Genomic DNA, 8417 nt, shown 5'->3' with positions numbered 1-8417 from the left:
TTCACGGTGAACCGCTCGCCGCACATCGACAAGAAGTCGCGCGAGCAGTTCGAGATCCGCACTCACAAGCGTGTCCTCGACATCCTCGACCCCACGCCCCAGACCGTCGACGCTTTGATGAAGCTCGACCTGGCGGCCGGTGTCGACGTCGAGATCAAGCTCTGAAGCTGCGCGCGGATACGGGGTCCACACCATGCGGTCAGGCGTCATCGCCCAGAAGCTCGGCATGACCCGCATCTTTACTGATGCGGGAGAACATGTGCCGGTCACCGTCCTCAAGGTCGACAACTGTCAGGTTGTCGCCCACCGGACGGAAGAAAAGAACGGCTACACGGCGCTGCAGCTCGGCGTCGGGAAGGCCAAGGTCAAGAACGTGTCGAAGGCCGAACGCGGTCGCTTCGCGGTGGCTCAGGTCGAGCCCAAGCGCAAGATCGCCGAGTTCCGCGTCGCCGCCGAGGACCTGATCCCGGTCGGTGCCGAGATCACGGCTGACCACTTCGTCGCCGGCCAGTTCGTCGACGTGACCGGCACGAGCACCGGCAAGGGCTTCGCCGGCGGCATGAAGCGCTGGAACTTCGGCGGCCTGCGCGCATCGCACGGCGTGTCGATCTCCCATCGCTCGCTCGGTTCGACCGGCGGCCGCCAGGATCCCGGCAAGACGTTCAAGAACAAGAAGATGGGCGGCCATCTCGGTGTCGAGCGTGTGACCACGCAGAACCTCAAGGTCGTGCAGACCGACGTGGAGCGCGGGCTCATCCTCGTGCAGGGCGCGGTGCCCGGCGTGAAGGGCGGCTGGATTTTCGTGCGGGACGCTGTCAAGCGCGCCCTGCCGTCCGAGGCTCCGAAGCCCGGCAAGTTCCGGCTGCCCGCCCATGACGGTGCTGCCGCCACACAGCCGGCCGCGGTCGCGGAAGGTCAGGAGAGCGCGTGATGAAGATCGACGTCACAACCTTCGAGGGGACTTCGGCCGGTTCGGTCGAGCTTTCCGACGAGATCTTCGGTCTCGACCCGCGCCAGGACCTGATCCAGCGCTACGTGCTGTGGCAGCTTGCCAAGCGGCAGGCCGGCACGCACAAGACCAAGGGCCGCGCCGAGATCGCCCGCACGGGCAAGAAGCTCTACAAGCAGAAGGGCACGGGCAACGCCCGTCACGGATCGGCCCGCGTGGTGCAGTTCCGCGGCGGTGGACGTGCCTTCGGACCGGTCGTGCGCTCCCACGCGCATGACCTGACCAAGAAGGTCCGCGCCCTGGCGCTTCGCCATGCCCTTTCGGCCAAGGCCAAGGACGGTGCCATCCTGGTCGTCGACCAGGCGGTGGCCGCCGACCCGAAGACCAAGGCGCTGAAGGAAAGCTTCGGCCGGATGGGCCTCGGCAGCGCGCTGATCATCGGTGGCGCCGAGCTCGACAAGAACTTCGCGCTCGCCGCGCGGAACATCCCGAACATCGACGTGCTGCCCGTCCAGGGCATCAACGTCTACGACATCCTGCGCCGCGAGAAGCTCGTGCTGACCAAGGCCGCCGTGGATGCGCTGGAGGCGCGCTTCAAATGAGCACGGACCCGCGTCACTACGACGTCATCCTCGGCCCGGTGATCACCGAGAAGGCGACCGCCCTGTCCGAGGCCAACAAGGTGGTCTTCAAGGTCCGCATGGACGCCACCAAGCCGCAAATCAAGACGGCCGTCGAGAAGCTCTTCGACGTCAAGGTGAAGAGCGTCAACACCTTGGTCCGCAAGGGCAAGGTGAAGCGCTTCCGCGGCACGCTGGGCCGGCAGTCCGACGTGAAGAAAGCGATCGTGACCCTCGCCGAGGGCCAGTCGATCGACGTCACGACGGGTCTGTGAGAGCCAGAGGACAGGAACCATGGCACTCAAGACCTTCAAGCCCATCACCCCGAGCCTTCGCCAGCTCGTGATCGTCGACCGCAGCGAGCTCTACAAGGGCAAGCCGGTCAAGACGCTCACCGAGGGCAAGTCGTCCAAGGGCGGCCGCAACAATTACGGCCGGGTCACCGTCCGTTTCCGCGGCGGCGGCCACAAGCAGACCTACCGCATCGTCGACTTCAAGCGGCGCGGAAAGCTGGGCCAGCCCTCGAAGGTGGAGCGGATCGAGTACGATCCGAACCGCACCGCCTTCATCGCGCTGCTCCGCTTCGCGGACGACACGCTCTCCTACATCCTGGCGCCGCAGCGGCTGCAGGTGGGAGACCAGGTGGTGGCGGCCGAGCAGGCCGACATCAAGCCGGGCAACGCCATGCCGGTCGGCAACATCCCCGTCGGGACCATCGTCCACAATGTGGAGATGAAGATCGGCAAGGGTGGCTCGATCGCGCGCTCGGCCGGCACCTACGCGCAGATCGTCGGTCGCGACCAGGGCTACGTGATCATCCGCCTGAACTCCGGCGAGCAGCGCCTCGTCCATGGCGGCTGCTTCGCGACGGTGGGCGCGGTCTCGAACCCCGACCACATGAACACCTCGATCGGCAAGGCCGGACGCCAGCGTTGGCTCGGCCGTCGCCCGCACAACCGCGGCGTGACCATGAACCCGATCGACCACCCGCACGGCGGCGGCGAAGGCCGCACCTCTGGCGGCCGCCACCCGGTCACCCCGTGGGGCAAGCCGACCAAGGGCAAGAAGACGCGGTCCAACAAGCGGACCGACGCCTTCATCGTGTCCAGCCGTCACGCCCGCAAGAAGAAGTAAGGGGAGCTCACGATGACTCGCTCCGTATGGAAGGGCCCGTTCGTCGACGGCTACCTGCTGAAGAAGGCGGACGCCGCACGGTCCTCGACGCGCAACGAGGTGATCAAGATCTGGAGCCGTCGCTCCACGATCCTGCCGCAGTTCGTCGGCCTCACCTTTGGCGTCTACAACGGCCAGAAGCATATCCCGGTCAACGTTTCGGAAGAGATGGTGGGCCACAAGTTCGGCGAGTTCGCCCCGACCCGTACCTTCTACGGCCACGCGGCGGACAAGAAAGCCAAGAGGAAGTGAGCCATGGGTAAGGCAGCGACGCCCCGGGCCCTCCCGGACAACGAAGCCAAGGCCGTGGCGCGCATGCTGCGGGTCTCGCCGCAGAAGCTGAACCTCGTGGCTCAGCTGATCCGCGGCAAGAAGGTCTCGACCGCCCTGGCGGATCTCGAATTCTCGCGCAAGCGTATCGCCAGGGACGTTCGCAAGTGCCTGGAGAGCGCGATCGCCAACGCCGAGAACAACCACGACCTCGATGTCGACGATCTCGTCGTGTCGCAGGCCTTCGTGGGCAAGGCGCTGGTGATGAAGCGGTTCCATGCCCGCGCCCGCGGCCGGGCCGGCAGGGTTGAGAAGCCATTCTCCAACCTGACCATCATCGTCCGCGAAGTCGAAGCGAAGGCCTGAGGAGAGAACGATGGGTCAGAAGGTCAATCCGATCGGCCTGCGCCTCGGCATCAACCGGACGTGGGACAGCCGCTGGGTCGCCGGCAAGAACGAGTACGGCAACCTCCTCCACGAGGACATCCGCATTCGCGCAGCGCTGATGAAACAGCTGAAGCAGGCGGCCGTGTCGAAGATCGTCATCGAGCGCCCGCACAAGAAGTGCCGGGTCACGATCTACTCCGCCCGTCCGGGCGTGGTGATCGGCAAGAAGGGCGCCGACATCGAGAAGATGCGCAAGCTCGTCGGCAAGATGACGACCTCCGAGGTCGTCATCAACATCGTCGAGGTGCGCAAGCCCGAGGTCGACGCGACGCTCGTCGCCGAGTCGATCGCCCAGCAGCTGGAGCGCCGCGTGGCGTTCCGCCGCGCCATGAAGCGCGCCGTCCAGTCGGCGATGCGCCTTGGCGCCGAGGGCATCCGCATCAACTGCTCCGGCCGCCTTGGCGGTGCCGAGATCGCGCGCCAGGAATGGTACCGCGAAGGCCGGGTGCCGCTGCACACGCTGCGCGCCGATGTCGACTACGGCACGGCGACGGCGTTCACGACCTACGGGACGTGCGGAATCAAGGTGTGGATCTTCAAGGGCGAGATCCTGGAACACGACCCGATGGCGCAGGACAGGCGCATGGCCGACGATGGTGGCCAGCGCTCCGGTGGCCGTCGCGGCGAAGCGGCGTAAGCCGGACCCGTTTGGAGGCGAGCTATGCTGCAGCCCAAGAAGACCAAGTTCCGCAAGCAGTTCAAGGGCCGCATCCACGGCGCCGCGAAAGGCGGGACGAATCTCGACTTCGGCCAGTTCGGGCTGAAGGCGATGGAACCCGAGCGCGTGACGGCGCGGCAGATCGAAGCCGCCCGCCGTGCGCTCACCCGCCACATGAAGCGCGCCGGCCGCGTCTGGATCCGTGTGTTCCCGGACGTTCCCGTCTCGTCCAAGCCGACCGAGGTCCGCATGGGCAAGGGCAAGGGCGCGCCTGAGTTCTGGGCGTGCCGCGTCAAGCCCGGCCGCATCATGTTCGAGATCGACGGCGTGCCTGTCGAGCTTGCACGTGAGGCGCTGACGCTGGCGGCCGCCAAGCTGCCGATCAAGACGCGCTTCGTTCAGCGCATTGCCGAGTGAGGAGGCCTCTATGAAGACGACGCAGAGGTCTTCCGACCTCAAGGCCATGACCGCCGACCAGCTGCAGGACGAGCTCCTGAAGCTGAAGAAGGAGCAGTTCAACCTGCGCTTCCAGAAGGCGACCGGCCAGCTCGAGAACGTTGCCCGCGTGCGCCAGGTGCGCCGCGACATCGCGCGCATCAAGACGACGCAGGCCGAGAAGGCCGCTGTGGCGAAGGCCTGAGGAGAGAACGATGCCGAAGCGCATTCTGCAGGGCGTCGTGGTCAGCGACAAGCAGAACAAGACCGTCGTGGTGAAGGTGGAGCGTCGCTTCACCCATCCGCTGCTGAAGAAGACCGTCCGCCGCACCAAGAACTATCACGCCCATGACGAGGCGAATAAGTGCAAGGTCGGCGACCAGGTCTGGATCCAGGAATCCAAGCCGATCTCCCGGCTGAAGACCTGGGTCGTCGTCGACGAAGGCGCGGCGGCCTCGGCCTGAACTTTCATCCGATCGACAGGGGGCGGAGATCCCCGTCAGGCGAAGTCCGGCGAGCCTACAGCAAACGCCGGAAACCGGTCTGAGACAGAGAAAGGATCAAGACCATGATCCAGATGCAGACGAACCTCGATGTTGCCGACAATTCCGGCGCGCGTCGCGTGATGTGCATCAAGGTGCTGGGCGGCTCCAAGAGGAAGTACGCCGGCGTGGGCGACGTGATCGTCGTCTCCGTGAAGGAGGCGATCCCGCGCGGCCGCGTGAAGAAGGGCGACGTCATGAAGGCGATCGTCGTTCGCACCGCCAAGGACATCCGCCGTCCCGACGGTTCGGTGATCCGCTTCGACCGCAATGCGGCCGTGCTGATCAACAACCAGAAGGAGCCGATCGGCACCCGTATCTTCGGGCCGGTTCCGCGCGAGCTGCGTGCCAAGAACCACATGAAAATCATTTCGCTGGCGCCCGAGGTGCTGTGATGGCTGCGAAGATCAAGAAAGGCGACAAGGTCGTCGTTCTCACCGGCCGCGACGCGGGCAAGTCCGGCGAAGTGCTGCAGGTGATGCCGAAGGAAACGCGCGCCCTGGTGCGCGGGGTGAACCTGGTGAAGCGCCACCAGCGCCAGACGGCGCAGCAGGAGGGCGGCATCATCACCAAGGAAGCGCCCATTCACCTGTCCAACATCGCGGTCGCTGATCCCAAGGACGGCAAGGCGACGCGCGTCGGGTTCAAGATTCTCGAGGACGGCCGCAAGGTCCGCTTCGCGAAGCGGTCGGGAGACCTGATCGATGGCTGAGATGTCCGCTGCGGCTACCGAGCCGCGCCTCAAGAAGGTCTATGCCGAGGTCATCCGGCCGAAGCTGGTCGAGGAATTCGGCTACAAGAACGTCATGCAGGTGCCGACCCTCGACAAGGTCGTCATCAACATGGGCGTCGGCGAGGCGACCAACGACACCAAGAAGGTGCAGACGGCTGCCGCCGACCTGGCGCTGATCGCCGGCCAGAAGCCGGTCATCACCCGGGCCCGCCAGGCCATCGCGACCTTCAAGGTGCGCGAGAACATGCCGATCGGCTGCAAGGTGACGCTGCGTGCCACGCGCATGTACGAGTTCATCGACCGGCTGATCAACGTGGCGCTGCCGCGTGTCCGCGACTTCCGCGGGCTCAACCCGAAGTCCTTCGACGGCCGGGGCAACTTCGCCCTGGGCATCAAGGAGCACCTGATCTTCCCGGAGATCAACTACGACAAGGCCGAGGCCGTGTGGGGCATGGACATCATCGTCTGCACCACCGCCAAGACCGACGACGAGGCACGCGCGCTGCTGCGCGCCTTCAACTTCCCGTTCCGGCAGTAAGAGCCCGGCTCTTAAACGCGGAAACCAGGAGAACACCATGGCCAAGAAGAGCTCAGTCGAGAAGAACAAGCGGCGCATCAAGCTGTCCAAGCAGTATGCTGGACGCCGCGCCCGCCTTCTCGAGGTTGCCAACGACGAGAGCAAGAGCATGGAGGAGCGCTTCGGCGCCCGCCTCAAGCTCGCGGAGCTGCCGCGCAACGCCAACCCGACCCGCATCCGCAACCGGTGCGAGATAACGGGCCGTCCGCGCGCCTACTACCGCAAGCTCAAGATGTCCCGCATCGCGCTGCGTGAACTCGGTTCGCGTGGCCTGGTGCCGGGCCTGACGAAGTCGAGCTGGTAAGAAGGAGGATCGACCATGGCTATGAACGATCCCGTCGGCGACATGCTCACCCGCATCCGCAATGCGCAGATGCGTCGCAAGACGACCGTCAACACACCCGGCTCGCGCCTGCGCGCCCGCATCCTCGACGTGCTGCAGTCGGAGGGCTACATCCGCGGCTACACGACGACGGAGTACGGCAATGGCCGCACCGAGTTCGCGATCGAGCTGAAGTATTTCGACGGCGCCCCGGTCATCCGGGAGATCGCCCGGGTGTCGAAGCCGGGCCGTCGCGTCTATTCGTCGGTCGACGCCATGCCGCGCGTCGCCAATGGCCTCGGTGTCACGATCCTGTCCACGCCCCAGGGCGTGATGGCGGACCACGAGGCACGTGAAAAGAACGTGGGCGGCGAAGTGCTGTGCACGGTCTTCTGACCGCCACCAGCCACGCAGTCACGGGGAGAGACCAATGTCTCGTATCGGAAAAAAGCCCGTCTCGGTGCCGGCCGGTGTTACGGCGGCCGTGGACGGCAATCTCGTCAAGGTCAAGGGCGCGAAGGGCGAACTGAGCTTCGCCGCGCCTGACGACGTTGTGGTCAAGTTCGAAGACGGCGCCATTTCGGTGACGCCGCGCGACGAGACGAAGCGCGCCCGCGCGATGTGGGGAATGTCCCGCTCGCAGGTCGCCAATCTCGTCGAAGGCGTGACCAAGGGCTACGAGCGCAAGCTCGAGATCACCGGCGTCGGCTACAAGGCCGCGGTCGCCGGCAAGGTCCTCAAGCTGTCGCTCGGCTACAGCCACGACATCGACTACGAGATCCCGGCCGGTATCGCGGTTGCGACACCGAAGCCGACGGAGATCGTCGTCACCGGCATCGACAAGCAGAAGGTCGGCCAGACCGCCGCCGAGATCCGCGAGTTCCGCGGTCCGGAGCCCTACCAGGGCAAGGGCGTGAGGTATGCCGGCGAGTTCATCTTCCGCAAGGAAGGCAAGAAGAAGTAAGGGGCACGGCGATGGCTAAGAATTCCCAGGCCACGACGCGCCGCCAGGCTCGCGTGCGCCGTTCGATCAAGAAGGTCGCGAACGGGCGTCCGCGCCTGTCGGTCTTCCGGTCGTCCAAGCAGATCTACGCGCAGATCATCGATGACGCGAAGGGGGCGACGCTCGCCTCCGCCTCGACCATCGAGAAGACGATGCGTGAGCAGCTCAAGACAGGTGCGGACGTCGAGGCGGCCCGCTCTGTCGGCAAGCTGATCGCGGAGCGCGCTCTGCAGGCCGGCGTCAAGGAGGTCGTGTTCGACCGTGGCGCCTACATCTACCACGGCAGGGTCAAGGCCCTGGCCGATGCGGCCCGCGAGGGCGGCCTCGACTTCTGACGCCCGGCGCAGGCCGGACGTCATCCGGCGGCCCTCGATGGACCGTCGACCCGAAGAGCCACCCGCGAGGGTGGCCTTTCGCCGTCGGACCCTGTAAGGGGACGGCGCAAACCCATGTATCGAGCGAGCGGCGCCTCGCGCGGCCGCGAAAGTGAGAGACCCCATGGCAAGAGAGCCTCGTGAACGTTCGAACCGGGATCGCGAAGAGCGCGATTCCGAGTTCGTGGACCGCCTGGTCCATATCAACCGCGTCGCCAAGGTGGTGAAGGGCGGCCGTCGCTTCGGCTTCGCTGCCCTCGTCGTCGTCGGCGACCAGAAGGGCCGCGTCGGCTTCGGCCACGGCAAGGCCCGCG

Annotated in this window: 18 protein-coding genes and 1 pseudogene; all 19 read left to right on the top strand. The window is 65.9% G+C overall.

Going from position 1 to position 8417, the window contains the following annotated elements; translation table 11 throughout:
- A partial coding sequence (gene rpsJ / locus AC5JCN_RS04155; RefSeq protein ID WP_495753762.1) for a 30S ribosomal protein S10 occupies positions 1-165 on the top strand: 165 nt, incomplete at its 5' end.
- Positions 166-193: 28 nt separating this feature from the next.
- Positions 194-931, top strand: coding sequence for a 50S ribosomal protein L3 (rplC, locus tag AC5JCN_RS04150; RefSeq protein WP_495753760.1), 738 nt, complete (start codon positions 194-196; stop codon positions 929-931).
- The gene (gene rplD, locus AC5JCN_RS04145; RefSeq protein ID WP_495753759.1) at positions 931-1551 is read left to right on the top strand and encodes a 50S ribosomal protein L4; all 621 of its coding nucleotides are present in this window, start codon (positions 931-933) and stop codon (positions 1549-1551) included. Before rplC ends, rplD begins: the two co-directional genes overlap by 1 nt.
- Positions 1548-1844, top strand: coding sequence for a 50S ribosomal protein L23 (locus tag AC5JCN_RS04140; protein WP_495753758.1), 297 nt, complete (start codon positions 1548-1550; stop codon positions 1842-1844). The genes rplD and AC5JCN_RS04140 overlap by 4 nt, the downstream gene beginning before the upstream one ends.
- 19 nt (positions 1845-1863) lie before the next feature.
- The gene (gene rplB / locus AC5JCN_RS04135) at positions 1864-2703 is read left to right on the top strand and encodes a 50S ribosomal protein L2 (RefSeq protein WP_495753757.1); all 840 of its coding nucleotides are present in this window, start codon (positions 1864-1866) and stop codon (positions 2701-2703) included.
- 12 nt (positions 2704-2715) lie between these two features.
- Complete coding sequence (rpsS, locus tag AC5JCN_RS04130; RefSeq protein ID WP_495753756.1) at positions 2716-2994, top strand: 30S ribosomal protein S19; 279 nt, start codon at positions 2716-2718, stop codon at positions 2992-2994.
- Between the two features lie 3 nt (positions 2995-2997).
- Entirely contained in the window at positions 2998-3378 is a 381-nt protein-coding gene (gene rplV, locus AC5JCN_RS04125; protein WP_495753755.1) for a 50S ribosomal protein L22, read from the top strand.
- Positions 3379-3388: 10 nt separating this feature from the next.
- The gene (rpsC, locus tag AC5JCN_RS04120; protein WP_495753754.1) at positions 3389-4096 is read left to right on the top strand and encodes a 30S ribosomal protein S3; all 708 of its coding nucleotides are present in this window, start codon (positions 3389-3391) and stop codon (positions 4094-4096) included.
- A 24-nt stretch (positions 4097-4120) separates the two neighbouring features.
- Complete coding sequence (gene rplP / locus AC5JCN_RS04115; RefSeq protein WP_495753753.1) at positions 4121-4534, top strand: 50S ribosomal protein L16; 414 nt, start codon at positions 4121-4123, stop codon at positions 4532-4534.
- Between the two features lie 10 nt (positions 4535-4544).
- A complete protein-coding gene (rpmC, locus tag AC5JCN_RS04110) occupies positions 4545-4757 on the top strand; it encodes a 50S ribosomal protein L29 (protein WP_495753752.1) in 213 nt (70 codons plus the stop codon).
- Between the two features lie 10 nt (positions 4758-4767).
- A complete protein-coding gene (gene rpsQ / locus AC5JCN_RS04105) occupies positions 4768-5016 on the top strand; it encodes a 30S ribosomal protein S17 (RefSeq protein ID WP_495753751.1) in 249 nt (82 codons plus the stop codon).
- A gap of 104 nt (positions 5017-5120) precedes the next feature.
- Complete coding sequence (gene rplN, locus AC5JCN_RS04100; protein WP_106340546.1) at positions 5121-5489, top strand: 50S ribosomal protein L14; 369 nt, start codon at positions 5121-5123, stop codon at positions 5487-5489.
- Positions 5489-5806 (top strand): 50S ribosomal protein L24, encoded by a 318-nt coding sequence (gene rplX, locus AC5JCN_RS04095; RefSeq protein WP_495753750.1) that lies wholly within the window; start codon positions 5489-5491, stop codon positions 5804-5806. Before rplN ends, rplX begins: the two co-directional genes overlap by 1 nt.
- Before the next feature lies 1 nt (position 5807).
- Positions 5808-6365 carry a 50S ribosomal protein L5 gene (rplE, locus tag AC5JCN_RS04090; RefSeq protein WP_495753761.1) on the top strand — a complete coding sequence of 186 codons (558 nt, stop codon included), beginning with the start codon at positions 5808-5810 and terminating at the stop codon, positions 6363-6365.
- 37 nt (positions 6366-6402) lie between these two features.
- Positions 6403-6708, top strand: a complete 306-nt coding sequence (gene rpsN, locus AC5JCN_RS04085) for a 30S ribosomal protein S14 (protein WP_495753749.1) — start codon at positions 6403-6405, stop codon at positions 6706-6708.
- A 15-nt stretch (positions 6709-6723) separates the two neighbouring features.
- Entirely contained in the window at positions 6724-7122 is a 399-nt protein-coding gene (rpsH, locus tag AC5JCN_RS04080) for a 30S ribosomal protein S8 (RefSeq protein WP_495753748.1), read from the top strand.
- A gap of 34 nt (positions 7123-7156) precedes the next feature.
- Complete coding sequence (gene rplF / locus AC5JCN_RS04075) at positions 7157-7690, top strand: 50S ribosomal protein L6 (protein ID WP_495753747.1); 534 nt, start codon at positions 7157-7159, stop codon at positions 7688-7690.
- An 11-nt stretch (positions 7691-7701) separates the two neighbouring features.
- Complete coding sequence (gene rplR / locus AC5JCN_RS04070) at positions 7702-8064, top strand: 50S ribosomal protein L18 (RefSeq protein WP_495753746.1); 363 nt, start codon at positions 7702-7704, stop codon at positions 8062-8064.
- Positions 8065-8227: 163 nt separating this feature from the next.
- A pseudogene (locus tag AC5JCN_RS04065) lies at positions 8228-8417 on the top strand (30S ribosomal protein S5); the annotation flags it as partial.

This window comes from Alsobacter sp. (genome assembly GCF_059501845.1).
The sequence above is the reverse complement of the archived record's forward strand: the minus strand, read 5'-3'. Positions and strand labels throughout refer to the sequence as shown.